Source organism: Ligilactobacillus acidipiscis (assembly GCF_900116935.1).
In the GTDB taxonomy this organism is placed as follows: domain Bacteria; phylum Bacillota; class Bacilli; order Lactobacillales; family Lactobacillaceae; genus Ligilactobacillus; species Ligilactobacillus acidipiscis.
The window spans coordinates 2,553,360-2,579,498 of record NZ_LT630287.1; the positions used below are offsets into that span (position 1 = coordinate 2,553,360).

Genomic DNA, 26,139 nt, shown 5'->3' on the forward strand with positions numbered 1-26,139 from the left:
AGCACAGGATGTGCTCTTTTTGTACACCCAACAGGTGAAAAACGAAAAAGATGCGAACTAGCATGACAACAACAAAAAGTAGTCCTTAAGGGAAAAGTATGAATAATTCAGGATTTACTATTGTTATTATTTTCACTACTTTTAGAACCATGGTTTGCTTTTGAGCTGTTTGCACATCCTCCTATAAAAATAAGAGAAATCACCAGCATTAAAACCACTTTAAGTAGTCGTTTACACCTTGTCATAACAATACCCGCCTCACTATATTATTACTGACGTATTGCCAGCAACGATTCTCAATTGAGAATCGTTTTCAATTACAATTATTCACATATTTAGTTCCAATAGCAAGGCTTATTTGAATAAATAATATCGTTTACAATTCAATTCACAAGAGGAGCGATAGCCAAGCTGTTATTACACAACTTGTAGTAATTTTTCACAATAAAAAAACTTTCACCACTCGCCTCTGATTTAATAGACGAATGTGATGAAAGTTTTTCAACTTTATTTTTTTATTATTTGATATCTTCTAAATTCAAGCCTAGTGCTTTTGCTACCCTGATCCCATAATCAGGATCAGCTTGATAAAATTGTTTTGTTTCTAAAATTTTAATATTTTCATCATCGACCACTCCAAGATTTTCTTTAATGGTCTTAACTAATCTTTGTTTTTCATCCTCACTCATGACATTGTATAAGTCACCGGCTGCTGAGAAATTATCAGTTTCATATGCTTCATAATTTCCTGTTTGACCCTCTAACCGATCTCCATGAATTCTTGCTGAATGATCTTCAACCGGCCCATTCTTACTATTTGGTTCATAGTTGACCTCTGAGCCGTGCCCTTGGGACATAAACCCGTCCCGTTCATAATTTTTAACTCCATTTAACGGACGATTGACTTTAAGCTGCTCATAATTTGCTCCTAAACGATAACGCGCAGCATCTTTATAAGCGAACAAGCGGCCCTGCAATAGTTTATCTAGTGAAGGCTCAATACCGGGCACTAAATTAGCTGGAGCAAAAGCAGCCTCTTCTACGTCTTCAAAATAGTTAGTCGGATTTTCATTTAAAGTGAATTCTCCCACCTCGGTCAAAGGATAGTCTTTATGAGAAACAACTTTAGTTACATCAAAGATATCATGTTTGTAGTGCAATCCTTCTTCATAAGGCAAAATCTGTACACAAACTTTCCAGGATGGATAGTCCTTTCTTTCAATTGCATCGAATAAATCATGCAGTAAATAGTCGGTGTCTTCACCAGCAGCTTTAGTAGCTACTTCATCTGTCATATTTTGAACACCTTGTTTACTAATAAAGTGATATTTGACCCAATAAGCTGTACCATCTTCAGTGACCCACTTATAAGTATGACTTCCATAACCGTTCATTGTTCGATAACTAGCAGGGTTTCCTCTATCCCCCATCAGATATGTGACTTGATGACAGGATTCAGGTGAATGAGCCCAAAAATCCCACTGCATATTATTGTCACGTAAATGTGTTCTTGGATCCCGTTTTTGTGAATGGATAAAGTCTGGAAACTTCAACGGATCTTGAATGAAGAATACCGGTGTATTATTCCCAACAATATCATAATTGCCTTCTTGCGTATAAAAGCGGAGGGCAAAGCCACGGACATCACGTAATGTATCAGGATAACCAGCTTCACCAGCTACTTGCGAAAAACGAAGGAAAATTGGAGTTTCTTTCCCCACTCCATTGAACAAATCAGCCTTAGTATATTTACTCATGTCTTTTGTTAACTTAAATGTACCATAAGCTCCTGCCCCTTTCGCATGAACAACACGTTCCGGGATACGCTCTCTATTAAAGTGAGCTAATTTTTCTTGTAGTTGATAATCTTGCAATAAGACCGGACCGCGAACACCGGCTGTTTGAGAGTGATTATTATCACCCCACGGTTGTCCAGACCCAGTACTAAGTTTATTATCAGACATCAAAATTCCCCCTTATAAGACTTTAAGACATATCTAGTCTATCAAAAAATTAAATAAATGTAATTTTAAACGCCTTGTGCATATCTTGGGTTGTTAATTTGCTCAAATTATGCTATTTTACTATTGTTAACCTGTATAATATTTTTGGTTGACGTTAAGGAGAAGGAATTTGAAAACAAAAGATTTAACAACTATTGCATTCATGACTGCTATACTAGTTGTCCTTGGTCTGATACCAGGGATCCCTTTGGGAATCATTCCTGTGCCAATAGTCTTACAAAATATGGGCGTAATGCTCGCTTCATTAATACTTAAGCCTAAACATGCAACAATGTCTATATTTCTTTTATTACTGCTAGCTGCACTCGGATTGCCTGTCCTATCTGGCGGTCGCGGTGGTCTGCCCATTTTACTTGGACCAACAGCTGGTTACATGTTTAGTTGGCTCTTAACACCCTTTTTAATATACTTTGGACTATCATTTCTTAAAAACAAGAAGTCGATCACTCTGAAGTTACTAGTTGTCTGGCTAGCAGGCGTTATCTGCTCCGATTTAATTGGTACTATTTGGCTAACTATTCAAAGTCAGGTTCCTTTTATGACTGCACTATTCTCAAACTTAGCGTTTTTACCCGGAGATACTATCAAACTTATCTTAGCCTTCACAATGGCCAAAGCCTTGAAAGCCCAGCCTTTTAGTGAAAACACTTCGTTCTAGAACTTCTAAATGTTTCACGTGAAACATTTTTGGCAAAAATCAAAAAGTTCAGGAAACTGGTTTGACCCAAAATTCCTGAACTTTTTTTACATTTATTCTAAAACATTTTCCAATAATATATCGATTTGGCGATACGTTTCCTCTTTGCTGCCATTGTTATCAACAACGAAATCTGCACGTTTACGCCTTTCAGTAGGATCCATTTGGCTAGAGATCCTAGCTTGTGCCTGCTCTTTTGTGTACCCATTTCGTTCTATTAATCGTTGAATTTGTGTATTAGGATCAATATCGACCACTAAGACGGCGTCACAATACCGTTCACAGTGGCTTTCAAAAAGCAACGGAATTGCTAACACTACCACATCGGTCCCTTTTTGTGCAGCACTTTCAACCTGTGCAAGCATTTCTTCCTTGATCAAAGGATGTAAGATGCCATTAACTATGTCTCTTTTTTCCTTGCTATTGAATATGATATCACCCAAGGCTGCACGGTTTAAAGTCCCGCCTTCATCTAAAATTTGCTGTCCGAATTCTGCGGTCAAGCCAGATAACCCTTTGGCTCCTGGTCGAACCACTTCACGAGAAACAACATCTGCATCGATGATCACGGCACCTTGTTCATATAAATAATCACTTACGGTACTTTTGCCACTAGCAATCCCGCCAGTTAAACCTAAAACATACGTCATAGCAAACTCCTCCACCATATTCATCAAAAATAATTTACTTGCTGCAAAACATTAGGTTAATTTTACAGAAAAAAAACAACAAATACCAATAAGAGCCATTTACTTATTTTATTAGACATTCTAAAATACTAATTCATTTAAAGCTTGTGCGATCCCATTATTATCGTTAGATGCTGTTAAATATGAAGCATGTTCTTTCGCAGCAGATGAAGAGTTCCCCATGGCAACTGCTTGACCGGCAAAATCAAACATCGGAATATCATTACGCTCATCACCAATAGCCATCACTTCACTCTTATCCGGTCCCAAAGTTTCAGTCAGTTTGGTGAGGGCCTTACCTTTATCAGCGGTCGCATTCATGATTTCCAAAAAATTATCTGCTGCTCGAACAACATAATTTTCGCTGCCAAATTCTTGCTGAACCCCACTCTGCGCCTGATCTAGTTTTTCAGTTTCTCCAACAAAAACCCCCTTAACGATCCCGAAATCTGCTGGCATCTCACTTGGCTTTCTGATCAGAAGGCCAGCACTGTTTTCCCAGGCTTGAACGACTGTGATCCTATTTACATCATGATTACTAGTATAAATCTCTCCATTACGATCTAACACATTATATGGCAACCCATTTAAACTTGAATATGTATCTATTTGTCGATAAACAGCATTGCTCAAGCCTGTTTCAGCTACCACTTTGCCTGATACAGTTTCAATAACGCTGCCATTATAATTGATTGCATACTGTTCATCCCCAGCAATACCCAGTTCATCCAAAAACGGGCGCATCCCTGGCAAAGGACGACCGGAACATAGAACAACTTTTACACCATGTTTCAACGCTTTTTGCAGTACTGTTTTCGTGCTTGGCAAAATTTTCCCTTCCGAACTCAACAAAGTATCGTCAATATCTATGGCAATCAATTTGATTTTCATGATGTCACTCCTTATGGTGTTTTGAATACGATTTCATTTTAACTTATTGGAACAAATTAAGCAAATTCCAATAAAAAAGTACTCAACCTTGACTGCCATGAGTACTTTTATTTATACATGTAAATAGACACAAAAAACCAGCAACCCATGCTAACCTTTCATCACCGCAATAAATTTCACAATTTTATTTTACATTATCGGTGATCCGTTATCATGACCTGCTGGCTTGGTTATTTGAAAGGAGTACTTAATCCCATCATTCACCTTCACACTATTCCCTCTGACCGTGTCGGAAATAGCTTATATCTTTAAAACTCATGGTATGACGTTGAACCTTGGTCATACCTCCGTGGGATCTAACCCCTTTCCAATTCTTATATTACACTATTTTTCTAAAAATGCAAGCGCTTTCTCTAAATTTTTGGTTTTTCCTTCAAAAAATAAGGTTTACTGTATTTTCAGTTGTTATCGACAAACCACAGACAAACATCTTTCCCTTATGTTAAGATGGTTAACGGTGTTTTTATGACAGTCCAGTATCCAATGATGCGTTTTGCAGCACGTTTAATAATTATTAGCAACTATCGAATACACAAATCAAAGCCCAATGTAACGATGTCTAAATGCCATTGTAATGTTGAGTTTTTAATTTGGTTGTATGAACCAGAAGACTTTATTCAGTTCCTATAATATCAGCCTTCTGATCCACTCATTTTACCTTGGTAATTTTTAAGGGGGACAATATTTTGAAACAACAGACTGGAATGCCAGCTAAATGGTTGTTTGCCGGATCATTCTTGGCAAATACCGGCACAAGTTTTATCTGGCCACTAACAACAATTTATTTACATGATACCTTGGGAAAAACTCTGATCACAGCAGGCTTTGTTCTACTATGTAATTCGCTATGCGTTGTTTTGGGGAACACAATAGGCGGTTTCCTTTATGATCGCTGGTCCCACTTTTATACGATCCTTCTCGGGAGCATCATCGTCACTTGTGCCAGTACTTTTCTGATGTTTAACAATGGTTGGCCTGCTTTTCCGCTAGGTCTCGTCATGTTAGGCTTTGGTAATGGTTTGAACTTGACCTGCATTAACTCATTTGCAACCGTCGTTAAGAACAAACGAACTAGTTACATCTTTAACATTCTATATTTTATGAGCAACCTGGGGATGGTTATCGGAACTTTAATGGTAGGTTACATTCTACCTTTTGGTATTAGCAAAGTCTTTGCGGTTTCCACAGTTTTATTTATCATTTTTGCGATAATTATCATTTTATTCTATCGAAATCATGAGAGCCAACACAATACAAATCGCAGTGAATCACTGCCGAAACCAGATAAGCTGACTCCTAACAAACTTTGGCCTTTATTAGCACTATTATTTAACATCGTTGTCTTATGGATCTTCTATGAACAATGGCAAAGCAACATCGCTACTTTCATGGTTGAAAACAATTTAAGCATCAAACATTATAGTTCAGTTTGGACCTTAAACGGGGTCATGATCGTTTTGATTCAGCCAATCATGACCTATTTCGATGAATGGTTAATGAGTCATTTGCATCTACGCTTGTACGGTGGGTTAGCATTGATCGGGTCTTCATTTTTGATCCTGATCGTAGCTGGAAATCACTATTTTCTTTTCCTGACAGCAATGGCAATTTTAACCTTGGGTGAAATTTTAGTTAACCCTGCCGCCTCAACCTTTGTTAATGACATTAGTCCAGAGGGACAAAAGGGCCGTTTTCAAGGATCGCTTGCTAGTGCCACATCGTTTGGTCGAGCTCTTGGACCAATCGTTGGAGCTGTAATCATCCACTATATCTCATATACTACCTTATTCATACTAGCAGCCATCTGTATCTGGCTAGCAGTGTTTGGGTTTGAATTAGTAAACAAACATTATCTTCAATAAGTACATGCAAAAAAAACACACAGTCGATTATAGGACACTCGCGTGTTTTTTGCATTCAAACTTCCACATGGTCTCTTTAAGCCAACAAATTGACTATCACGCTTCAATAGGCTAAGTTAGAAATGTTTAGTCTAATTATTATCTTCAATAATAAGGGGAAAGTGGAACACAAATGGGGAAATTAGCAATCATTTCAGATCTACATGTTGATATTAATAAATTTACTTTACATGATCTGCTTGCGATCGGAACTTATATCAAAGATGCTGGGGCAACAAAATTGCATATTGCGGGAGACATTACAAATCATTTTAGCCGTGAAGGCAATGAGATCATCCAAACACTCAACTCGATCTTGCCCACAACATTTAATTTTGGAAATCATGACATGTTAGATACTAACAATATTGAAAATAACAAAACACCTGGTTTTTTAAATTTCACTCCCTTGAACTTAAACTCCGACACCGTGTTATTACCCTTCAATGGTTGGTATGATTACGGCTTTGCCAGAGGAGAAACTGACGAACAGCCACCTGACAAAATCGTAGCCGATTATAAAAATAAATATTGGATCGATAAATTCATTAAACGTTCAGAAAGTGACCCTGTGATCAGTCAGAAACAAGCAATGCATCTTACTTCTTTGTTAGACGATTTTCAAAAACAAAATAAAAGAGTGATCATCGCAACTCATTTTGTGCCACGTCAGGAATTTATCATGTATCCCGCGCCCTTTGACAGAAAAGCAGTAACTTGGCGTGCTCTTGGTGGTGTACTTGGCAGCAAAAAAATCGGTGATGTAATTTCAAATTACAGTGAGACAGCCACAGATGTAGTTTTTGGTCATATTCACGCACGTGATGGCGTTAAAAATATTAATAACATTAACTGGCATTGCCGGCCGATCGGTTATCGGTATGAATGGTCATTTACGAAAAAATGGTTGCGCTCACACGGTGAACCCCAAAATTTTCATTTTGCCAAGCATCCTGAAGAACAAGCCGTTTTTGTCCATGACATGCATCGTAATTGGGACGAAGTCTTAGACAATGCGTTTACTATGTTCGATTACTAATTATTTATTCTTTTCAACACTAGCAAACTGCTGGTGTTTTTTTAATACTAAACAATTACAGCTAAATCCTATAAGATTAGGCTTAACTATTGACTTTACGTAGAAAAAGGACCACTACCTTTAAGCACTTTATACTTGTTGAACTTTTAGGTCAGTCCCTCATTATTTTGCGCTCTAATTGTAGTGGTCCTTTTTTATAAGTAAATTATCCTCTTCGTGCTGGAACACTTTCATCTAACAAATCGTCAGATTGAGCAGACGCTTTTAATTGATAAATTCGTTCAACATCGATCACAACGATTGCGATTCCATCGCCAAATCCACCTTTTTCCTTTGCTTCAGTATATTCTGGAGAATTAGGATAGTAAATATGTGCTGTCCCTTCGAAACGAAAACCAGCATTTTTCGGCTTGCTTGCAACTGCAACAGCAGCTTTGCCACTAGCCTTCAAATTAGCAAACGCTTCCTTGCCAGTCCATTCTACATATGCCAAATGTTCGTCATCATATACCTTAAAAGAGCCTTTCGGTCCGACCTTAGGATTGCCATTTTTGTCAGCGGTAGCTAGAAACGGAAATTCACTTGCAAATAATTCTTTCATTTCACTGGTTAATTTTGCCATGGTAATATATGCCTCCGATAATTAATTTTTAATATAACATTAATATCTTACCAGCATCCTTATTTTGTAGCAAATAAACCGTTTTCCAAATACTAAAATTACCATAGACTCTCTTAAATTTTTGATTGACCTTATATAAAAAATTGTCTTTATCATCATGCTAGACATAACTAAAATAAACATATCAATTTAATACCAACATATTTTTAAAACTTACTCTAATGAAATAATTTTTCTTGAGCACGCTTTATCTGCTCACTGACTCGCGTAAAATCCGTCGCTCCTAATGATATCCGTCGTTTTACAGCTTTCTTGGGAGATAAAATACTATACACATCAGCCTCGATCTTTGGTTCAAACTTCTGAAGTTGTTCCAGCCTCATTTCCTGTAAGGGCAAGTGATGTTCCATTCCATAGTGAACTAATTTTCCAACCACTTGATGTGCTTGTCGGAACGGTAATCCCTTATTTGCTAAGTAATCTGCCATCTCAGTGGCATTCGAAAAGTCGTCTTTTAATGCTGCCGCCATCTTATCTTTTTTCACTGAAATCGTCTCAAGCATCCCTGCAAATAATGACAAACAGGCTTTTACTGTGTCAATTGCGTCAAATACTCCTTCCTTATCCTCCTGTAAATCTTTATCATATGCTAAAGGAAGCCCCTTCAGTGTCGTTAGCAAGGAAAAAAGTTCCCCATACACACGCCCAGTTTTCCCACGGATCAACTCTGCAACATCTGGATTTTTCTTTTGCGGCATAATGGAGCTTCCAGTAGCATACTCATCGCTGATTTCAATGTAGTCATATTCATAAGAATTCCATTGAATGATCTCTTCACAGAATCGACTTAAGTGCATCATCACCGTTGCCGAAGCACTTAAAAAATCCAATAAATAATCGCGGTCTGATACTGCATCGATCGAATTCTGATAGACTTTTCCAAACCCCAATTCATGTGCACTAAACTCCCTGTTTATCGGAAAAGTCGTACCTGCCAAAGCAGCAGCTCCTAAAGGAGAATCATCAGCACTGGCTTTAGCTGTCTGAAATCTTTGAAGGTCTCGCGTAAACATCTCATAATACGCCATTAAGTAATGCGCATAAGAGATAGGCTGTGCATGTTGTAAGTGAGTATAACCTGCTAACAAAGTCGTAATATTCTTTTCTGCTTTAATAACAATGACCTTGAGCAAATGGTCTAACAAGTTAATGATCTGGGAAATTTCATCTTTCATGAAAAGATGCATGTCCGTGGCAGTCTGGTCATTACGGCTGCGAGCAGTGTGTAATTTGCCAGCAATTGGACCAATTTCTTGCTGCAGCAGGGTCTCAATATTCATATGAATATCCTCGTAATCACTTGAAAAGCTTAAATTTCCAGCCAACAACTTCTTTTGCAGTTTTTCTAAGCCGTTTATTATTTGTTCACCTTCTGCTTGAGAAAGGATCTGAGTATGAACCAACATCTTAGTATGTGCAAGAGAACCCAAAATATCCTGCTTTGCTAAACGTTTGTCAAAAGAAATCGACTCATTAAAAGCGATGACATCTGTGCTGTTTCCTTTTTCAAATCTGCCGCCCCACATTTGGTTTATCTCCATTAGTTTTCCCCCACTCTTTACTTAAAGTCTTGCATTTGTGGCATATGTTGTTTGTTTTGAACCTGGGCATGAACTGTCGAAGGTAAACTATACAACTTAATAAAACCGGCTGCTGATTCTTGATCAAATGAGTCCGCAGAAGTATAAGTAGCTAAATTCAAGTCATACAGGGAGTTTTTTGACTGCCGTCCTTCACAAATAACATTTCCTTTAAATAGTTTAACTCTGACAGTACCATTAACCTCCTTTTGACTCTCGACTAAAAAGGCCTTTAACGAATCAAATAACGGCGTATACCATAAAGCGTTGTATATCGTATCTGTGATTTCTTTTTCTATGATAGGTTTAAAATGTGCTAAATCTTTCGTTGTGGTCAAGTCTTCTAAGTCTTTATGCGCTTTTAACAAAACTTCGGCACCGGGACATTCGTATATTTCGCGAGACTTGATACCGATCAACCTATTTTCTACGTGATCGATCCGCCCAATACCATGTTGACCAGCAATTTTGTTGACATATTTGATCAGATCATGCAATTGATATTCTTCCCCATCAATTGAAACAGGAACACCTTTTTCAAAAGAAATCTCTAAATAAGCAGGTATATCTGGGGTATTATCCAAAGCATTTGTTCTCTCATAAGCATCCTCTGGCGCAGTTGCCCACGGATCTTCCAACACGCCACATTCATTAGCACGTCCCCATAAATTTTCATCGATCGAATAGGGGCTTTCTTTACTGATCGGAATAGGAATGCCATTTTCTTTAGCATATTCAATTTCCATTTCCCGGGACATATGTTGGTCACGAATTGGGTCTTCAATTTTTAATTCAGGTGCCAGAGCATGGATCTCCGTTTCAAAACGAACTTGGTCATTTCCCTTACCTGTACAACCATGTGCAATCGTAGTTGCATTATATTGTTTAGCGACTTCGACTAATTTCTTCGCAATCAAGGGACGCGACAGTGCAGAGACTAAAGGATACTCGCCTTCGTAATAAGTATGTGCTTGTAATGCGATCAAACAATACTCTTCTGCAAATTCTTGTTGAGCATCGATTACTACTGATCCGATCGCCCCGACCTCCTTACCTTTTTGTTGAATCTGGTTCAAATCTTTTTCTTCACCAACATCAATACAACAAGCAATCACATCATATCCAGCATTCTTGAGCCATGCAATCTCCACAGAAGTATCCAAACCACCCGAATATGCTAAAACTACTTTTTCTTTGCTCATGTCAATTCCTCTTTTCAAAATTTTTTCTCAATAGTAGAATAATTATACATATATTGCAAGTTTTTTTACTTTTATGCAATAAAAAGAGATAATATTCATTTTCAGTGAATAATATAGGCGTGGTTCTGAAAAATAAAGTTTTCTGACTTGAGTTATTCATTACTGAGAAAAAATTTTTTTAGTGCGTATATTTCAGTAGTAACAAAGTTTTCACGATAAATAGATATATGCTTTGCAGAATTTAACGGCCGAGTTCATTAGTTTCACATAGCTCTGTGCTATAATTACTCAGACATGCATGTTGCAAGGTTTTTACTAGTAAGGAGGCTGTTTCACATATGAATAAAACTGAAACTTTACAAAATTTACAGACCTTACTCAACAACACAGCTACACATGAATGGGAAAAGCAATTACTTGAACAGACACGCAAAAAAATTCAAGCTGGTCAAGAAATCAAAACCTCACTTGAACAACTTGAATTCAATTTACGTCCATTAGCCTTAAGAAATAACTTAACACCTGCTGTTGCAGATTTTTATTTGCAACTAAAAGGTGACCCAGCGGGAAAAATGCGCTTTGATTATAGTATTCATTATCAAAAAGACCCAGCTTTTCAAGAACGTGCTATTTTTTCCGGTGGATGCTTTTGGTGCCTAGTTGAACCCTTTAACACCAAGGAAGGAGTTAAATCAGTAATATCCGGCTATACGGGAGGACATTTGCAACATCCCTCTTATGAACAAGTCAAGACACACAAAACTGGGCATGTAGAAGCTGTAGAGATTATTTTTGATTCAAGAAAAATTAATTACCAGACAATCTTGGCAACATATTGGAGAATGATCGATCCTACAGACGCTGAGGGGCAGTTTGATGATCGAGGAAACAATTATCGTCCCGCAATTTTTTACACAACACCCGAGCAAAAACAAATAGCAGAAAAATCAAAAAGTGAATTACAAAGTTCCAATAAATATGTAAAACCAATCATTGTTCCGATCGAACCCGCAAAAACATTCTGGCCCGCAGAAAATTATCATCAAGAGTTTTATAAAAAGTTTAAAACAAGATATCGCCATTTGGAAAGAACGCGCAAACAAGTCTTATTTCTGCAACATTTACATGCCAGGATAAGGACCTTATTTAAGAAATAAACCAAATCACGGTAAGATAAATCCGCTTTTTCTAATGCTGTGATCCTCTATGGAAAAGTTAACAAGGAGAGACACTAATATGGACATAAAAATCGAGCCCATTGTAGACAATAATCGGTCTGCCTTGAAGCTTAAAAATGAGCCTTTTCAAATCATCGGAGATTTAAATGTTGTTAAGCTATCAAATAAATGGTGTTACAACATCAATTTTTATGCTGCTTCTCAAAGTACTTCACAAATATTTCCACAAGAAAACTACCAACTTTCAGAGATCAATGCAACCGGCTTTGCTCTCGGAGCATTTACGCAAACACAACCAGTGGGACTAGCTGTTTTTAGGAAGCAGCCATTTAAGTATCTCTATTTAGACGATTTAAAAGTTAACGTCGCATATCGCCACCAAGCTATTGCACAAAAGCTATTGTTACAGGCATGCCAACTTGCAAAAAAGGCAAAATATGCAGGGATTTTTACAGTTTGCCAAAACAACAACCTTAATGCTTGCTTGTTTTACCTATCTTTTGGATTTAGAATTGGCGGGTTAAATACTAAGGTGTATGATCATACCTCTCAGTCTGGCAAAGCTGACATATATTTTTATTACGACTTTTAGAAAAATAACCCGGGAAATAACTTTCCTCCTTTAATCAAAATTTTTAGATAAGTAAGGTGTATTTTAAGTGAACAAAAAATTGATATCCGGTTCTTTTTGGCTTTCTTTTGGAAGTATTTTTTCACGTGCTTTGGGCGTCGTTTACTTGATTCCCTGGCTTTACATGATGGGGTCTGCCCACAATATTACAACTGCACAGGCATTAAATAATTCTTCTTTTACTATTTATGCAATTTTTCTTTCTCTGGGTACTGCAGGTTTTCCATCTGGTATTGCTAGACGGGTTGCTATGTATAATAGTCAGCAAAAATTTAAAAATGGTCACAAATTATTCAAAACTGGTTTCTGGTTGATGGTCATTTCTGGATTTTTCTTTGCTGCTCTTCTATATTTCTTTGCACCTTTTTTTGCCAAAAACACACCTGTTGTTTCACAGCGGAATTCTACCATTGCTATTAGAAGTTTAGCTCCAGCAGTAGCTATTCTACCTTCAATGAGTATTATTCGTGGTTGGTTTCAAGGAAACCAGGACCTCAGGCCATTTGGAATTTCCCAACTTTGGGAACAGATTTTTCGCGTAGTGTTCATCCTAAGCAGTACTTACTTGCTGATTTATCAGTTTCACGCCAGCTATGTTATCGCAGTATACTTCAGTGTTTTTGCTGCCTTTATTGGTGCACTAGCGAGCTACTTTTATTTACTTTTTCATTATCAGCGTCAATTGCCGCTTTATCATGCTGAACAAAAGAAAAGTCTACCGCTTGATCTGCACGGAATGAAACACACTTTGTTTATGATTGCATATGAATCAATGCCGTTTGTTATCGTCGGTGCTGGCATCACCCTTTGTCAGATTGTAGATCAACTGTTTTTTAAACAGATCATGCAAGGTTTGTTAGCTAAATCATCCGAATACACTCAATACATTTATACTATCTTTTCAGCTAATCCTTCAAAGATCACTGCTGTCATTATTGCATTAGCCACAGCACTGGCGGAAACAAGTTTACCGTTGATTGCTGGTAAAAATGCAATTCATGACCGTATAGGTATCAAAAAGTTGTTAGAGCAAAATCTATCTTATTTGTTATTTATCTTGTTGCCGGCTGCTACAATGTTGGCCGTACTTTCACCCGAAATTAATGGTATCTTTTTTACTTATGATTCTAAAGGTGCTTTATTCTTATATTTCAATATTTGGCAAAGTGTTATCATGGCTATTGCTATCAATGGTTTGACCTTACTACAGTCATTACATTACAGTCGCAAAGCAATGACCTATCTTTTATTTGGTTTAGTTACCAAAATAGTTTGCCAATTTCCTTTTGTTTACTATTTTCAGGGTATGGGAGCTGTTTTAGCAACAGCGATTGCCTTTGGCTTAGTGAGCTTTCTAAGTTACCGTAAGATTCACGAACAATTTGGTTTCAGTTTACGTCGGCTATTCCCAATCATACTAATTAACATTGGCTATTTTCTTTTGATTACGCTGATCACCTTGCTAGCAAGAAACATTTATTTGCCATCTGGTAAAATTTCAGGTTTTATTTTCTGTGGGGTGATCGGTATCATAGCTTTAGTGATTTACCTTATTCTCGTCAATAAACTAGGAATATCAGAGAGAGTTTTCAAAATAAAGGATGAACAATAACTTAAAAAGGCCGTAGGAAAATTTTTTTTAAGTCCTACAGCCTTCTTTTTTGACAAAATTTTGATATTACAGTGTATTGCATAGTAATGTAGTGCCAATTCCAATCATAATCAATCCGAAAACTCCACCACTCCATAAAGATAGGGGCATGAATCCAGATGTATTTTCATTGCCTTTTTTCTGCACATTTTTAAAGGACCGGTAAACCGCATAGAACTCCCAAATACCGATCAGTATGAACAAAATTCCACTTAATTTTTTCATTCTTAATGGTCTTCTTTCTTCTTATCCGCTAAGATCCATTCTACTGCTAATTTAGCCTTCTTAACCGTTTTTTCGGTATTATACGCTTTGTCATGTGCTAAGGATAACTTTATCTTTTTTCCATTTTCTAACTCAATTTCGATCCAATACAGTTTCTGGATGGTGGAAACTGCTCCGGCAAAAGCACCAATAAAATTAGAAGCTGGTATAGCCATGCCCACTGGCATTTTTTCTCCTTTTTCTTGCCCAATAGTGCGAGCGCTAACAATTTCATCTAAATCAATGCTTTTTAATGGTGTCATTGGACCCATAAACACCATCAAGACTCTTTTCCACCAACTTCTAAAGTCATAGTACTTAATTTCATAATCGGTGATCTCAATATAGTTAAATTCAAGTTCAAGTACACCCGGATAGTAAACACAGACTACAACAATAAAAACTCCGATTCCAGCTGCCCAACCCCACATGCCAAAAGCGCCGGCAATAGGTGAGCCCACCACTAACAAGAAAATTAAAGCAATGATCAATGGCCGAAATGATATCTTTTTTCCAAATGTAAACATATCTATCTACCCCCCTTACACCCATTATGATATCATAATGATATCATATAGACAACAGATTTGTGCTGAGTAAAAACTTCCGTTAAGTTTTTCTTTGATTCCAAGTATTTTGTTAAGTATCGATTTATCAATGGCCTTCTTTACCCTTTTATTTCAAATTGTCTTAATCAAACAGCTCCTTTTGCAGGAAGCTAGGAAAAACTGGCCTCAAAATTGAAAACAGGTGCAAAATTCTGGCTTTTCCAACATTTTGCACCTGTTTTTTTGTATTTACTTTTTGAGAACAATTCGTTTTCGTCGACCACCAAAATAATGGTTTTTATTAACCAATCTCTTGACTAACTTGGGTCAACAAAAAGTTTTTAGCACCTTCCTTAGCCGAGTACAAAAAGTTCACTATGTTTCCTAGTCGATTATACGTCAAGTCTGTGTCCGGCTTTTTTCCTAAATACATTCTCTAGAACTACTATTTTTTTCTGGCTCTTTTCTTATGACTTCATGATATGACTACTAAGCAAAAGTTTGCACGACATTCTCATTACTATTTACGGTTGTACTATTAGATTCAAAAGATTCTCGCTTAAAATAAAGTGATGCAAGTATTAAAAAAAGCAAGGCAATCAATAATGCTTTTAATAGCCCTTTTCTATCCTGCATTGTCAGTCCCCTTTGCTTTCGTCGCTAAAAAAAGATTTTGAATGGTTTTCCGCTGCTTACTACTGATTTTCTGATGATCAATACAATGCAAAGCAATCGTGTAAGCCGGAAACTTATGCTGTGGAACAAAGTTATCCAGCCTTTGTCCATCTGCACAATCAACTATCACCTGACAGAAATCCATATCACTAAGCGGCTCAAGGTACTGTTTTAATTTGTCCGGATCATTCGTATCATTAATTTTTTCTTCCAAATTAGCTGCCATGTTCTCTCAATTCCTTTCCTTGTTCTAGCAAAAAAGAGATCCTGCTTTTAGAATCTCTCTTTATCAACAACAATATCTTTATTCATTTTCTGGTTCGACTCGCATAAAATGCTCAAAATGATGCGGATATTTGTTTTTTTCATCAACTTTTCCTTCCACAAAATCACTTAACATAAAATGGTTATAGTCAATTTCAGGCATATAGGTATCAACCGCAAATTCATGGTCGATCGTTGTCCGGTACAAATCTGTAGCATAAGGTAAAAATTCCTTAAATAAGCGCACACCACCAATAATGAACATTTTTTGACTTGGTTGTCTCGTATAGTATTCCAATACCTCTTTTACACTATGATAAACAACCACTCCTTCAGGAAAGTCTTTCTCATCACGAGAAGTCAGAACTATATTTTTTCGGTTATGCAGTGGACGTTTAAAGCTCTCAAAAGTTTTACGCCCTGCGACTATCGTATTACCTGTAGTTGTATCTTTAAAAAATTTCATGTCCGCGGGCATGTGCCAAGGTAGTTGACCTTGATAACCGATACCATGATTACTATCTTCAGCCCAAATAAATGCTAACATCAAACCACCCTTCCCTTTTTCCTCTTTACACCCCTAATAATACACTGTGTATAGCAATTCGGAATTAATTTTGCTGAAATGTTTCACGTGAAACATTTTCATGACAAAAATTAAGCATTGGATGACCTTAAGTACTCAATTAGCTATGTTTTACAGTAATTGTTTTCGTTCATTGTAAAATGAGCGGTAAGAAAGATAACAAGCAATAAAAGAAGCAATCCCAGTCGTTGACAGCAACATAAAAGTTACCAAGATCTGGTATTTGATTGCACGTACTGGATCAACACCTGCAAAAATCAAACCTGACATCATTCCTGGCAAACTAACTATCCCCACTGTCTTGGCTGAATCAATTGTTGGCTGTATACCAATTTTGATCGTTTCTTGTAAGATCGGTAATGACGCATCTTTTAAGTCAGCTCCTAATGCCAAACGTTCTAGTAATTGTTGCCGTTGGTCACGAAAAGCTTGATTTAAATTACGATAACAAATTCCAATTGCGACCATCGCATTTGATGCAATCATCCCGGTAATAGGGACCAATTGCGAAGGTATCATCTTGATCGTTCCGATTCCTATTAGGACTGTCAGTGTAACTCCAGTACTGATGAAAATAGCTAAAAATGAGTTTCTAAAACCATGTTCGATCCCTTGGCTTCTTTTCATTGCATTATAACTAGCATTAAAAACAATTATCAAGGCCAATGCTATCGTCAAAATATTGTTATTAGCTCGGAAAACATACTTCAACAAATAACCTACCAGAAACAACTGCACTATTGCCCGTATAACACTGGTAATGATTTCCTTGTTGACTTGTAATTTTTCTTTATAAGCGATTCCCATTGTGATCAATACCAACACAAACGCTAAAGCCAATCCTTGATTATTAACGGCTAAATTCATGTTCCTTACCTCCCCATTATTTTCCCACTCTTTATTTCTACCAATCGTTTTGCCTGCGCAATTTCTTGTTCGTCATGCGTAACAATAATAATCGTCACACCTTGTTGATTTAATTTTTCGATCAATTGATAAATGATAGTACGGTTGTCCCCATCTAAGCCAGCGGTTACTTCATCCATGATCAATGTTTCTGGCAAAATTAAAATATTTCTCAACAATGCGACTCGTTGCTTTTCACCACCGGACAAATTATTGACCTCACGTTGTAAATAATCTTCAGAAAGCCCAACCGTCCTCAAAGCAATAAGCGCTCTGTTTTCATCAAAGGCTTGCTGACGGATCTGGTAGGGAAACTCTAAATTTTCACGAACAGTCTTACCAAATAGAGTCGGCTGCTGCATTGCATACGACACTCTCCTGCGGTAACTGATTGGTTCTTCTTCTTCAATATCTTTACCTGCATATATGATTTTCCCTGCTGTTGGTGTTACAAGTGAAGCCAATATTCTGACTAATGTGCTCTTACCGCTCCCAGACGGCCCCGCAATCGTCACTATTTCTCCCTTATCAATTTTTAGTGAAATATCAGTTAATATTTGCTTATCATCGATTCGATATGAGATATCTTGGAAAACAATTTGTTTCATAAGTAATTTTCCCTCACTTTTTAAATATTTTCATTTTACAAATTTTATAATTGTATCTATAAAAATCTATGTTAGTAGTATATAGCATAACGAAAATAAAGCAAGCTATTTAAAAGCAACCATAGTAAAAAGTATTCATCATTTTTTCTGCTAAATGATGAATACCTTTATCTTTAATAATTCACATTGTTCAGTAGTTATTCCGCCAAAAGAGCTTCTTCAATTGCTGGAATGATTTTCTCTGGTTTAGTCGTTGGGGCATAGCGATGGATCAATTGACCATCACGCCCAATTAAAAACTTAGTGTAATTCCATTTGATTTTTCCATGACCTGATTCTTCTTTTAAATAGGTAAAAAGCGGGTCTTCATCGTCTCCATTTAATTTGACTCTTTTTGTCATCGGAAAAGTAACCCCATAATGAACTTGACAATAGTCACTTGCTTCATCATCTGTTTCTAATTCTTGATGAAATTGATTAGATGGTAAACCTAGAACTTCAAAACCTTGTTCATGGTATGTTTGATACAATTGTTCCAGGCCTTCCAGCTGTGGAGCTAAACCGCACTTACTAGCAGTATTAACTACCAGCAAAACTTTCCCAGTATAATCTTTCATCTCAAGCTTTTGACCACTCATTTCTGTCTCGTTGAAATCGTAGATTGCAGCCATTTTAACCCCCTCCTCTTTTAACTGTCCTAGTAATACGCTAAATTCTTCCGGCTGACAAATTATTTACCTTTTTTAGCAGCCAAGTTAACATTCGTCGTTTGTAAAATTAAGTTAGAAATAAAAAAGCCATTTGTGGTAGACTTTTGAATATCCCTAATCAAAAGAGAGGTAACCACAAATGACTTATAAACATCTTACCACACGTGAATTAACCTTTATATATAATTTTTGGAAACAAGATATTAAAGCCTATCATGCCGCTAAAGCTCTTAAACGTTCCAGCGAAACCGTTTATCGTGTTTACCGGTTTCTAGATGCTGGTAATTCAATTAGTCAATTTCAAGAAAATCATCGAGTTAATAAAACTCATTGCGGTCGAAAAGCAATTGAATTACCAGAAGATGAAACCAAATACATTAAGCAGAAACTCGCATTAGGTTGGACCCCTGATACGATTATTGGTCGAGCTGAGATACAGATCAGTTGTAGTATGAGAACCTTATACCGACTTTTTCAAAGAGGTGTTTTCAATGTGAAATTGTTGCCAATGAAAGGTAAAAGGCATCCAAATGGTTACGTTGAACGGCGTGGTAAAGCTGGCCGACTCGGCAGAAGTATTTATCAACGCTATCAGGATTATCCTCATTTTCAACATGAATTTGGTCATTTAGAAGCAGACACCGTCCAAGGCAAAGCACATCAAGGTGCAGTTATGACCTTAGTTGAGCGTCTCTCCAAAGTTGAAATCATTTTAAACATCCAACAAAAATCGGCTGAATGCGTTAATAAACATCTTAATCAATGGTTGTCCCAACAGCCAAAACACCTTTTCAAGTCAATTACTTTTGATAATGGTAAACAATTCACTGGTTGGAAAGAAATCGCAAATAAGCATGATATTAGTACTTATTTTGCCGAAGTTGGGGCTCCTAACCAGCGTGGCTTAAACGAAAATAATAATGGACTAATTAGACGAGATGGTCTCAACAAGAGCATGGATTTTCGCAATTTACCAAATGCTTTAGTTCAACAAGTCAGTAGCCGGCGTAATCATATTCCAAGAAAATCATTAAATTATAAAACACCAATTGAGGTATTCATGGAAAACATCACAGATAAACAGCTATGTTATTTCTAACTTAATTTGACATTTCAAGATTTACAAAAGTCACAAGCTGTTCTCCAATACTGTGAGGCAATTCAAGCTTCATAGGAGGAAGTTCATTGGTCAATGCATAATCCCGAATAAACTTCACAGCCACACGTAGTGCTTCTATGATACTATTCGCCTGGCAATAGGTCCCAAAGTCGGGCAAAAATACTAAATATTGATAGTATTCATTGTTCTTTTCAGGCGTGATCACTATCGGATATGCCACAAATGTTTCTTCCATAAAATATCCCCCTCAAATTAACAGCATAACAAAATAAGAACTCTCACATACTATCAGAAACCAAAATATTAATGCGCCTTTAGCATTTAAAACAGAGCTTGGACAACTGCAACCCTTTACCACGCAAAACTCGCTCCATAGCATATACTCTAACCACATCATAATCCAATACTTCTTAAAATTAAACATCAATATATTTATCTTTAATTAGTTTTTTCGTGTTCTCTAACTCTTCTTCTGCAAAGTTTGTGCATTGCTTAGGTATTTATCTTGATTTGAACCTTTTTTTAAATTAATTGTTCACCTTTCGATAAGGCATTAATAAATACCTATTCGCAAATTGCCACTAATTTGATGACGTCATCTAAAGTTATCAAAAGTCAACGGTTTATCGTGAAAGCGTTCACATACATCGGGTATAAAAATTTGTTTTTATATGTATTTGGCTTGATACTAGCAACAAAAAATTTAAATATAATGTGCACAATTTGTTAAAGTTTACATTTGGCTCAAAAGGTATTAGCATTAGTAATGAAAGCGTTATGGTAAAGCTTTTCAGTATATCATTAGCAAGTTTTCGAGGAGGGAAAATTTACAAATGAAAAAAATAGATTTTGAACAACTCAAGAGTACTCCAAACACTGAAACTCTCAGTATTTTGGACGAAACAGGTCAAATCGTCAACAAGGATCTCTTACCAGATCTCTCAGACGATGAACTAACAGAATTATTTAAACAGATGGTTTGGTCACGTGTCTTAAATGAACGGTCTACTAAGTTGAATCGTCAAGGACGGTTAGGTTTCTTCGCACCAACTTCTGGTGAAGAAGCCAGCCAGATCGGCTCGAATTTTGCGATGACTAAAGATGATTTTATTCTCCCCGCATATCGTGATGTACCTCAACTTGTACAACACGGGCTTCCGCTTTATCAAGCATTTCTCTGGTCGCGTGGTCATGTTGATGGCAACAAGTATCCAGAAGCAATGCAGGCTTTGCCACCTCAGATCATTATTGGTGCTCAATATGTTCAAACGGCTGGTGTTGCCTTAGGTATTAAGAAAAACAATAAGAAAACAGTAGCATACACTTATACTGGCGATGGCGGTACTTCACAAGGTGACTTTTATGAAGGCATCAACTTTGCGGGTGCTTTTAAGTCTCCTGCACTCTTCTTTGTGCAAAACAACGGCTACGCTATTTCAGTACCGCGTGCAAAACAAACTGCTGCTCCCACTTTGTCTCAAAAGGCTGTTGCGGTAGGTATTCCTGGGATCCAAGTTGATGGAATGGATGCTTTAGCTGTTTATGCAGCAACTAAAGCCGCTCGTGAATGGGCAGTTGCTGGTAATGGTCCTGTTCTGATCGAAACATTGACATACCGTTATGGTCCACACACATTATCTGGTGATGATCCAAAACGTTACAGAACATCAGCTGAAGTTGACGATTGGCAACGTAAAGATCCATTGATCAGAATGCGTAAGTATCTGACAGATAAGGGTATCTGGTCAACAGATCAAGAAAAAGCTTGGGAAGAAGAAGTCAACAAACAAATTGACGAAGCAATCAAAAAAACTGAAAGTATTGCACCACAAAAAGTAAGTGACTTCCTGAAGAATACGTTTATCGACACCCCACCTGCGATCAAAGCGGAGATCGATGCTTATACTGCAAAGGAGAGTGACTAAGAATGGCTAAATTATCGATGGTCAAGGCAATTACTCAAGGCCTAGATGAAGAAATCAAACGAGATGAAAAAGTCCTAGTTTTCGGTGAAGATGTTGGCCGTAACGGCGGTGTTTTCCGTGCTACAGACGGTTTGCAAGATGAAAACGGTGAAGATCGTGTTTTCGATACACCATTAGCCGAATCTGGGATCAGTGGTTTAGCAATGGGGCTTTCTTTGGAAGGTTTCCGTCCTGTACCTGAAATTCAATTCTTTGGTTTCGTATTTGAAACAATGGACGAAATTGCTGGTCAAATTTCACGGACAGGTCACCGAATGGGCGGCTCACGTAAGATGCCGATCACGATCCGTGCCCCATTTGGTGGCGGTGTTCACACACCAGAACTCCACGCTGATAGTTTGGAAGGCTTATTAGCCCAAACTCCAGGCTTACGTGTCGTTATACCTAGCGGTCCATATGACGCTAAGGGTTTATTGGCTTCATCGATCCGGTCTGATGATCCGGTCGTCTTCTTGGAACACATGAAACTTTATCGTTCATTTAAAGAAGAAGTTCCAGAGGATCCTTACACTGTTCCATTGGACAAAGCTGATGTTAAACGTGAAGGTAAAGATATTACACTCGTTTCCTATGGTTATATGGTTCAAGAGAGTTTGAAAGCCGCTGCTGCTTTGGCTAAAGAAGGTATCGAAGCTGAAGTAGTCGACTTACGGACGATCTCCCCGTTAGATGAGGAAACAATTATCAACTCTGTTAAAAAAACTGGTCGGGCTGTCTTGGTACAAGAAGCTCAAAACCAAGCCGGAGTCATGGGACAAGTTGCTTCTATCATTGCTGAAAAAGCGATCTTATCGCTTGAATCACCAATTGGCAGAGTTTCAGCACCAGATACTCCATACCCATTCAGTCAAGCAGAAGAAATATGGCTTCCAAATAAGAACGATATTATTGAAAAAGCTAAAGAAATCGTAAATTATTAATTACAAAGCGAGATGAGGTGTACCAAAGCAAGCCTTAGCTGATCTTCATATTGTAAATTCGTAATATGGATCTTTTATATAGGCTGCTTTCCCTCATTGATGACTTGATCAAATATACGGGGGTATATAACAAATGGAGAAATATCAATTCAACTTGCCTGATATTGGCGAAGGTATCGCAGAAGGTACAGTCGGTGAATGGCATGTTAAAGAAGGCGACGAAGTCAAGGAAGACGGCGATTTGGTTCAAATCGAAAACGACAAATCCGTTGAAGAGCTTCCTTCTCCTGTTGCTGGTAAAATTACTAAGATCTTGGTCCCTGAAGGTGAAACTGCAGAAGTGGGTCAACCTTTAGTCGAACTTGAAGTGGCAGATGGTAAAGGTAACGTTTCGGGTGAAGCTGCACCTGAAAAACCCGCGCAAGAAGAAAAAGCTTCCGCCACAGCACCTGCCGGTAACGGTAATTCTGGCACAGACACTTACCAATTCAACTTACCTGACATTGGCGAAGGTATTGCTGAAGGTACTGTTGGTGAATGGCACGTTAAAGAAGGCGACGAAGTCAAGGAAGACGGCGATTTGGTTCAAATCGAAAACGACAAATCTGTTGAAGAACTTCCTTCTCCTGTTGCTGGTAAAATTACTAAGATCTTGGTCCCTGAAGGTGAAACTGCAGAAGTAGGTCAACCTTTAGTTGAACTCGAAGTTGCTGCTGGAAAAGGTAACGTTGAAGGTGGCACTACAAAAGAAGCTCCTGTTGCAGAAAGCAAAGAAACTCCTGCTGCAAACACGGCCGCAGCAGCACCAACTGGTGAAAAACAAGATCACTCTTTACCTGTTTTAGCAATGCCGGGTGTTCGGGCCTATGCACGTGATAAAGGTGCTGACTTAACACAAATCTCCGGTAGTGGTAACCACGGTCAGATCTTGAAGACTGACATCGACAGCTTCTTGGCTGGTGGTGGTGCAAAAGCCGCTGAAGCAGAGAAAACAACAGAACAACCTGCTGAAAAACAAAAGGCTCCTGCTGCTCTTGTTTCAACTTCTACTGACTGGCCAGAGCATACTGAAAAGATGTCCGGGATCCGTTATGCTACAGCTAAAGCAATGACTCGTTCCAATGACAATGTACCGCATGTCCACATCTTTGATGAAGTTGTTGTTGATAAGATGTGGGATCACCGTAAGAAGTACAAAGAACTTGCTGCTTCTAAAGGCGTTCATTTAACATTCTTGGCTTATGTTACAAAAGCTCTTGCAGTTGTTTTGAAAGAATTCCCGATCTTCAACTCGCAAGTTGACATGGATAACAAGCAAAGCGTGTTTAAAGACTATATCAACATCGGTATTGCAACTGATACTGATCGTGGGCTTTTTGTTCCAAACGTTAAGCATGCTGACCAACAAAGCTTATTCGACATTGCACGTTCGATCAGTGCTAATACAGAAAAAGCCAAAGACGGTAAGTTAAGTTCAGGTGACATGAGTCACACCGGAATTTCAATCACTAACATCGGTTCAGTCGGTGGCGGTTTCTTTACCCCAATTATCAACTTCCCAGAAGTTGCAATTCTAGGTATCGGTAAAATCAGCCCAGAACCAGTTGTTGTCGACGGTGAAGTTAAATCAGCCCGTGTCTTGAAGTTGACGATGGCTTTTGACCACCGTGTGATCGATGGTGCAACTGCTCAACGTGCAGTTAACCGTTTGAAAGAACTGCTGGGCGACCCAGAATTACTTTTGATGGAGGGATAATTAAATGGTAGTTGGAGATTTTGCAGAAGATTTAGAGACTGTTGTGATCGGTGCCGGCCCTGGCGGCTATGTTGCAGCGATCCACGCAGCCGAATTAGGACAAAAAGTTACCGTAATCGAACGCGAATTTATCGGCGGTGTTTGCTTAAATATTGGCTGTATCCCCTCTAAAGCCTTGATCGAAGCAGCTCATCACTATCAAAACGCTTTAGGTACAGCTGGCATGGGCATTACTACAAAAGATGCCCAAATCGATTTTGGTAAAACACAAGAATGGAAGAACTCTGTAGTCAACAAGCTGACAAGCGGAGTTTCCGGTCTCTTTAAGAAACATCATATCGATGTTTTGTGGGGAGAAGCATTTTTAAAAGACGACCATAGTTTGCGTGTGATCGGTAAAGATGATTCCGCTCAGACTTACAACTTCAAAAATTTGATCATAGCATCTGGCAGCCATCCAATTGAGATCCCTAACTTCAAATTTGAGGGTCGTGTGGTTGATTCAACTGGTGCTTTAGCACTTAAAGAAATTCCCCAAGAATTAATTGTGATTGGTGGCGGTTATATTGGAAGTGAACTTGCATCAGCTTATGCAGATTTTGGTTCACATGTAACTATCTTAGAAGGTATGGACTCGATCTTAGCTAATTATGAATCAGACATGGTCAAAGTTGTTCAGAAGAACATGACCGACCATAATGTCGATATTTATACTTCAGCCATGGCTCAAAAAGCAGAACAAGATGATAATTCTGTCACAGTAACTGCAAAGATCAATGGTGAAACTAAAGAAATCAAAGCCGATTATTGTATCGTGTCTGTTGGACGTAAACCTAACACGGCCGAAATGGGTCTTGAACAAGCGAAAGTTGAAACTGATGATCGTGGTTTGATCAAAGTTGACAACCAAGGCCGGACAAATGTCTCACACATTTTCGCTATCGGGGATGTCGTTGCCGGAGCTGCTTTGGCTCACAAAGCCAGCTATGAAGGTAAAGTTGCAGCCGAAGCCATTTCCGGAAAATCAAGCATTGTTGATTACCGGGCTATGCCAGCTGTTTGTTACACTGCCGAACAAATCGCCACAACCGGTTTAACTCTTGCAGAAGCTAAGGATCAAGGCTTAGACGTTAAGAAAGCACAGTTCCCATTTGCTGCAAATGGCCGTGCAATTTCAATGAATGCCACAAAAGGTTTTATTCGCTTAGTGTTTACTAAAGACGATGAACAAATCGTTGGAGCCCAAATCGTTGGAGCAAATGCTGCCGATCTAATCACCGAACTAACGTTAGCTATCGAATCAGGCGCAACTCTGGATGATGTTGCCTTGACTATCCATCCTCATCCTTCCTTAGCTGAAGGTATTATGGATGCAGCTGATGTTGGTCTAGGATTCCCAACCAACATTTAAAAATTGCACAATTCAATTTTTGATCCCCGTCACTGGGGATTTTTTTGGGTCTAAACTTTTTAGTGTTGATGAGCGTTCATCAGCACTATTTTTGTACAAAAAAGGACATCATTTGTCCTCATATGCTACGATTAAAGCGATAAAACCAAATCAAAGCGAGG

General features: G+C 38.0%; 26 protein-coding genes. 11 read left to right on the forward strand and 15 right to left on the reverse strand.

All coding sequences use genetic code 11. The features are described from left to right. Positions 1-518: 518 nt before the first annotated feature. A complete protein-coding gene (locus BQ5903_RS11830; protein WP_010495755.1) occupies positions 519-1,964 on the reverse strand; it encodes a catalase in 1,446 nt (481 codons plus the stop codon). Between the two features lie 169 nt (positions 1,965-2,133). Here BQ5903_RS11830 and BQ5903_RS11835 point away from each other — a divergent pair, with 169 nt between their 5' ends. Further along, complete coding sequence (locus BQ5903_RS11835; protein ID WP_010495753.1) at positions 2,134-2,682, forward strand: biotin transporter BioY; 549 nt, start codon at positions 2,134-2,136, stop codon at positions 2,680-2,682. 92 nt (positions 2,683-2,774) lie between these two features. Here BQ5903_RS11835 and coaE read toward each other — a convergent pair whose 3' ends face one another. Together coaE and BQ5903_RS11845 are read right to left on the reverse strand one after the other, a co-directional pair. Then, complete coding sequence (gene coaE, locus BQ5903_RS11840; RefSeq protein ID WP_010495752.1) at positions 2,775-3,371, reverse strand: dephospho-CoA kinase; 597 nt, start codon at positions 3,369-3,371, stop codon at positions 2,775-2,777. A 120-nt stretch (positions 3,372-3,491) separates the two neighbouring features. Continuing rightward, positions 3,492-4,301, reverse strand: coding sequence for a Cof-type HAD-IIB family hydrolase (locus BQ5903_RS11845; RefSeq protein WP_010495751.1), 810 nt, complete (start codon positions 4,299-4,301; stop codon positions 3,492-3,494). Between the two features lie 746 nt (positions 4,302-5,047). Between BQ5903_RS11845 and BQ5903_RS11850 the strand changes: the two genes are divergently transcribed. Both BQ5903_RS11850 and BQ5903_RS11855 read left to right on the forward strand, forming a co-directional pair. Continuing rightward, a complete protein-coding gene (locus BQ5903_RS11850) occupies positions 5,048-6,223 on the forward strand; it encodes an MDR family MFS transporter (RefSeq protein WP_079579626.1) in 1,176 nt (391 codons plus the stop codon). Positions 6,224-6,395: 172 nt separating this feature from the next. Then, a complete protein-coding gene (locus tag BQ5903_RS11855; RefSeq protein WP_056972146.1) occupies positions 6,396-7,301 on the forward strand; it encodes a metallophosphoesterase in 906 nt (301 codons plus the stop codon). A 205-nt stretch (positions 7,302-7,506) separates the two neighbouring features. Here BQ5903_RS11855 and BQ5903_RS11860 read toward each other — a convergent pair whose 3' ends face one another. The 3 genes from BQ5903_RS11860 to BQ5903_RS11870 all read right to left on the reverse strand — a co-directional run bounded on the left by BQ5903_RS11860 (position 7,507) and on the right by BQ5903_RS11870 (position 10,765). Next, positions 7,507-7,923 (reverse strand): pyridoxamine 5'-phosphate oxidase family protein, encoded by a 417-nt coding sequence (locus tag BQ5903_RS11860; protein WP_079579627.1) that lies wholly within the window; start codon positions 7,921-7,923, stop codon positions 7,507-7,509. Positions 7,924-8,141: 218 nt separating this feature from the next. After that, positions 8,142-9,524 (reverse strand): argininosuccinate lyase, encoded by a 1,383-nt coding sequence (argH, locus tag BQ5903_RS11865; protein ID WP_010495744.1) that lies wholly within the window; start codon positions 9,522-9,524, stop codon positions 8,142-8,144. A 17-nt stretch (positions 9,525-9,541) separates the two neighbouring features. Further along, positions 9,542-10,765: an argininosuccinate synthase gene (locus tag BQ5903_RS11870; RefSeq protein ID WP_010495741.1), complete on the reverse strand. Its 1,224-nt coding sequence runs from the start codon at positions 10,763-10,765 to the stop codon at positions 9,542-9,544. 338 nt (positions 10,766-11,103) lie between these two features. On the opposite strand from BQ5903_RS11870, the gene msrA reads away from it, so the two are divergent. The 3 genes from msrA to BQ5903_RS11885 all read left to right on the forward strand — a co-directional run bounded on the left by msrA (position 11,104) and on the right by BQ5903_RS11885 (position 14,186). After that, complete coding sequence (gene msrA, locus BQ5903_RS11875; protein WP_056971860.1) at positions 11,104-11,922, forward strand: peptide-methionine (S)-S-oxide reductase MsrA; 819 nt, start codon at positions 11,104-11,106, stop codon at positions 11,920-11,922. Positions 11,923-12,001: 79 nt separating this feature from the next. Next, the gene (locus BQ5903_RS11880) at positions 12,002-12,535 is read left to right on the forward strand and encodes a GNAT family N-acetyltransferase (protein WP_056971861.1); all 534 of its coding nucleotides are present in this window, start codon (positions 12,002-12,004) and stop codon (positions 12,533-12,535) included. Positions 12,536-12,602: 67 nt separating this feature from the next. After that, complete coding sequence (locus BQ5903_RS11885) at positions 12,603-14,186, forward strand: putative polysaccharide biosynthesis protein (protein WP_079579628.1); 1,584 nt, start codon at positions 12,603-12,605, stop codon at positions 14,184-14,186. 66 nt (positions 14,187-14,252) lie between these two features. On the opposite strand, the gene BQ5903_RS11890 is transcribed toward BQ5903_RS11885, so the two are convergent. The 8 genes from BQ5903_RS11890 to BQ5903_RS11925 all read right to left on the reverse strand — a co-directional run bounded on the left by BQ5903_RS11890 (position 14,253) and on the right by BQ5903_RS11925 (position 18,747). Continuing rightward, the gene (locus BQ5903_RS11890) at positions 14,253-14,450 is read right to left on the reverse strand and encodes a hypothetical protein (RefSeq protein ID WP_010495726.1); all 198 of its coding nucleotides are present in this window, start codon (positions 14,448-14,450) and stop codon (positions 14,253-14,255) included. A gap of 2 nt (positions 14,451-14,452) precedes the next feature. Then, positions 14,453-15,016, reverse strand: a complete 564-nt coding sequence (locus tag BQ5903_RS11895; protein WP_010495724.1) for a hypothetical protein — start codon at positions 15,014-15,016, stop codon at positions 14,453-14,455. A 510-nt stretch (positions 15,017-15,526) separates the two neighbouring features. Further along, on the reverse strand, positions 15,527-15,673 hold the full coding sequence (locus BQ5903_RS11900) for a hypothetical protein (RefSeq protein WP_154022047.1): 147 nt from the start codon (positions 15,671-15,673) through the stop codon (positions 15,527-15,529). Next, on the reverse strand, positions 15,663-15,938 hold the full coding sequence (locus BQ5903_RS11905) for a hypothetical protein (protein ID WP_010495721.1): 276 nt from the start codon (positions 15,936-15,938) through the stop codon (positions 15,663-15,665). The genes BQ5903_RS11900 and BQ5903_RS11905 overlap by 11 nt, the downstream gene beginning before the upstream one ends. Positions 15,939-16,016: 78 nt before the next feature. Then, positions 16,017-16,523 carry a dihydrofolate reductase gene (locus BQ5903_RS11910; protein ID WP_010495720.1) on the reverse strand — a complete coding sequence of 169 codons (507 nt, stop codon included), beginning with the start codon at positions 16,521-16,523 and terminating at the stop codon, positions 16,017-16,019. Positions 16,524-16,673: 150 nt separating this feature from the next. After that, positions 16,674-17,429, reverse strand: a complete 756-nt coding sequence (locus BQ5903_RS11915; protein WP_010495718.1) for an ABC transporter permease — start codon at positions 17,427-17,429, stop codon at positions 16,674-16,676. A gap of 5 nt (positions 17,430-17,434) precedes the next feature. After that, positions 17,435-18,076: an ABC transporter ATP-binding protein gene (locus BQ5903_RS11920; RefSeq protein ID WP_010495716.1), complete on the reverse strand. Its 642-nt coding sequence runs from the start codon at positions 18,074-18,076 to the stop codon at positions 17,435-17,437. 197 nt (positions 18,077-18,273) lie between these two features. After that, on the reverse strand, positions 18,274-18,747 hold the full coding sequence (locus tag BQ5903_RS11925; protein ID WP_010495714.1) for a glutathione peroxidase: 474 nt from the start codon (positions 18,745-18,747) through the stop codon (positions 18,274-18,276). Between the two features lie 178 nt (positions 18,748-18,925). Here BQ5903_RS11925 and BQ5903_RS11930 point away from each other — a divergent pair, with 178 nt between their 5' ends. Continuing rightward, on the forward strand, positions 18,926-19,885 hold the full coding sequence (locus BQ5903_RS11930; protein WP_079579629.1) for an IS30 family transposase: 960 nt from the start codon (positions 18,926-18,928) through the stop codon (positions 19,883-19,885). 1 nt (position 19,886) lies between these two features. Here BQ5903_RS11930 and BQ5903_RS11935 read toward each other — a convergent pair whose 3' ends face one another. Then, a complete protein-coding gene (locus BQ5903_RS11935; protein WP_056988145.1) occupies positions 19,887-20,141 on the reverse strand; it encodes a hypothetical protein in 255 nt (84 codons plus the stop codon). Positions 20,142-20,739: 598 nt separating this feature from the next. On the opposite strand from BQ5903_RS11935, the gene pdhA reads away from it, so the two are divergent. The 4 genes from pdhA (at position 20,740) to lpdA (ending at position 25,978) form a co-directional block, all read left to right on the forward strand. Beyond that, positions 20,740-21,831: a pyruvate dehydrogenase (acetyl-transferring) E1 component subunit alpha gene (pdhA, locus tag BQ5903_RS11940; RefSeq protein WP_010495704.1), complete on the forward strand. Its 1,092-nt coding sequence runs from the start codon at positions 20,740-20,742 to the stop codon at positions 21,829-21,831. 2 nt (positions 21,832-21,833) lie between these two features. Then, entirely contained in the window at positions 21,834-22,811 is a 978-nt protein-coding gene (locus BQ5903_RS11945) for an alpha-ketoacid dehydrogenase subunit beta (protein WP_010495702.1), read from the forward strand. Between the two features lie 133 nt (positions 22,812-22,944). Continuing rightward, positions 22,945-24,567: a 2-oxo acid dehydrogenase subunit E2 gene (locus BQ5903_RS11950; RefSeq protein ID WP_010495699.1), complete on the forward strand. Its 1,623-nt coding sequence runs from the start codon at positions 22,945-22,947 to the stop codon at positions 24,565-24,567. A gap of 4 nt (positions 24,568-24,571) precedes the next feature. Next, entirely contained in the window at positions 24,572-25,978 is a 1,407-nt protein-coding gene (lpdA, locus tag BQ5903_RS11955) for a dihydrolipoyl dehydrogenase (protein ID WP_010495698.1), read from the forward strand. Positions 25,979-26,139 lie beyond the last annotated feature (161 nt).

Excerpts from the sequence above, each read along its gene's own strand:
- BQ5903_RS11830 (WP_010495755.1), bottom strand. The coding sequence starts at position 1,964 with ATGTCTGATAATAAACTTAGTACTGGGTCTGGACAACCGTGGGGTGAT.
- coaE (WP_010495752.1), bottom strand. The coding sequence starts at position 3,371 with ATGACGTATGTTTTAGGTTTAACTGGCGGGATTGCTAGTGGCAAAAGT.
- BQ5903_RS11845 (WP_010495751.1), bottom strand. The coding sequence starts at position 4,301 with ATGAAAATCAAATTGATTGCCATAGATATTGACGATACTTTGTTGAGT.
- BQ5903_RS11855 (WP_056972146.1), top strand. The coding sequence starts at position 6,396 with ATGGGGAAATTAGCAATCATTTCAGATCTACATGTTGATATTAATAAA.
- BQ5903_RS11860 (WP_079579627.1), bottom strand. The coding sequence starts at position 7,923 with ATGGCAAAATTAACCAGTGAAATGAAAGAATTATTTGCAAGTGAATTT.
- argH (WP_010495744.1), bottom strand. The coding sequence starts at position 9,524 with ATGGAGATAAACCAAATGTGGGGCGGCAGATTTGAAAAAGGAAACAGC.
- BQ5903_RS11870 (WP_010495741.1), bottom strand. The coding sequence starts at position 10,765 with ATGAGCAAAGAAAAAGTAGTTTTAGCATATTCGGGTGGTTTGGATACT.
- msrA (WP_056971860.1), top strand. The coding sequence starts at position 11,104 with ATGAATAAAACTGAAACTTTACAAAATTTACAGACCTTACTCAACAAC.
- BQ5903_RS11880 (WP_056971861.1), top strand. The coding sequence starts at position 12,002 with ATGGACATAAAAATCGAGCCCATTGTAGACAATAATCGGTCTGCCTTG.
- BQ5903_RS11890 (WP_010495726.1), bottom strand. The coding sequence starts at position 14,450 with ATGAAAAAATTAAGTGGAATTTTGTTCATACTGATCGGTATTTGGGAG.
- BQ5903_RS11895 (WP_010495724.1), bottom strand. The coding sequence starts at position 15,016 with ATGTTTACATTTGGAAAAAAGATATCATTTCGGCCATTGATCATTGCT.
- BQ5903_RS11900 (WP_154022047.1), bottom strand. The coding sequence starts at position 15,673 with ATGCAGGATAGAAAAGGGCTATTAAAAGCATTATTGATTGCCTTGCTT.
- BQ5903_RS11905 (WP_010495721.1), bottom strand. The coding sequence starts at position 15,938 with ATGGCAGCTAATTTGGAAGAAAAAATTAATGATACGAATGATCCGGAC.
- BQ5903_RS11910 (WP_010495720.1), bottom strand. The coding sequence starts at position 16,523 with ATGTTAGCATTTATTTGGGCTGAAGATAGTAATCATGGTATCGGTTAT.
- BQ5903_RS11915 (WP_010495718.1), bottom strand. The coding sequence starts at position 17,429 with ATGAATTTAGCCGTTAATAATCAAGGATTGGCTTTAGCGTTTGTGTTG.
- BQ5903_RS11920 (WP_010495716.1), bottom strand. The coding sequence starts at position 18,076 with ATGAAACAAATTGTTTTCCAAGATATCTCATATCGAATCGATGATAAG.
- BQ5903_RS11925 (WP_010495714.1), bottom strand. The coding sequence starts at position 18,747 with ATGGCTGCAATCTACGATTTCAACGAGACAGAAATGAGTGGTCAAAAG.
- BQ5903_RS11930 (WP_079579629.1), top strand. The coding sequence starts at position 18,926 with ATGACTTATAAACATCTTACCACACGTGAATTAACCTTTATATATAAT.
- BQ5903_RS11935 (WP_056988145.1), bottom strand. The coding sequence starts at position 20,141 with ATGGAAGAAACATTTGTGGCATATCCGATAGTGATCACGCCTGAAAAG.
- pdhA (WP_010495704.1), top strand. The coding sequence starts at position 20,740 with ATGAAAAAAATAGATTTTGAACAACTCAAGAGTACTCCAAACACTGAA.
- BQ5903_RS11945 (WP_010495702.1), top strand. The coding sequence starts at position 21,834 with ATGGCTAAATTATCGATGGTCAAGGCAATTACTCAAGGCCTAGATGAA.
- BQ5903_RS11950 (WP_010495699.1), top strand. The coding sequence starts at position 22,945 with ATGGAGAAATATCAATTCAACTTGCCTGATATTGGCGAAGGTATCGCA.
- lpdA (WP_010495698.1), top strand. The coding sequence starts at position 24,572 with ATGGTAGTTGGAGATTTTGCAGAAGATTTAGAGACTGTTGTGATCGGT.